The following is an 872-nucleotide window of genomic DNA, read 5'->3' as shown; positions in this document are numbered from 1 at the left end:
GTTGCGGTCAGTGTTTGTACGGTGCCATCATTATCTGTCACCGTTACTGTAACAGTACCACCTATTTCATTACTGCGCCCTGTGAACTCTGGCGTCACATCACTGCCAGCCCCAACGCCCGTAAGGGTTAAGCTTGGTGCAACAGTATCAATGACTCCAGTCACCGTTTCTTCGGTGAGGTTACCCACCCCATCACGCACACTCGCCTCGACGGTAAATTGACCATCGGCTAAGGCCGTTGTTGGACTCACTGACCAATTACCATTGGCATCCACGGTTGCAGTGAGGGTGCTACTATCACCATTGGCATCGGTGACGACCACGGTCACTTGTGCGCCTTCACCTGCATCACTGGTACCACTGATGAGCGGTGTATTGTCATTACCTATCGCATCCACGTTAACTGTGAGTGTCGGTGGCGTACCATCAAAGTCATTTGAACTGATAGTCTGTACATTGCCTGCTGCATCCGATGCACTGGCTGTTATCGACGCTAAATTCGCTAACGGCACCGTTAACCCTGTCAGTGACCAATCACCATTGGCATCGGTGGTCGCTGTGTACGTAACAACCCCCCCACCTAACAAGGTTTGGGTGATGGTCACAGTACTACCTGCTGGTAAATCCGATGTACCACTTAAGGTCACCAGTTGACCCAGTAAGAAGGTCGGCACAAAAGCAAGCTCTGGTGGAATCGTGTCGACTTCACCACTGTCACTGGCACTGCTGCTGTTACCTGCTGCATCGCTGATGCTTGCACTCACTGTGTAGTTGCCATCAGCTAAAGCTTGCCCTGCTTCGGCACTCCAGTTACCTAAAGCATCGGTAGTGACCGTCACGGTATGACTGGTGCCATTGGCATCTGTAAAGGT

The 872-nt window shown here is 51.7% G+C and carries 1 protein-coding gene; it reads right to left on the bottom strand.

Going from position 1 to position 872, the window contains the following annotated elements:
* A partial coding sequence (locus HUS62_RS22345) for an Ig-like domain-containing protein (RefSeq protein WP_258536845.1) occupies positions 1–872 on the bottom strand: 872 nt, incomplete at both ends.

This window comes from Pseudoalteromonas sp. 0303 (genome assembly GCF_013349995.1).
Lineage (GTDB): Bacteria > Pseudomonadota > Gammaproteobacteria > Enterobacterales > Alteromonadaceae > Pseudoalteromonas.
The sequence above is the reverse complement of the archived record's forward strand: the minus strand, read 5'-3'. Positions and strand labels throughout refer to the sequence as shown.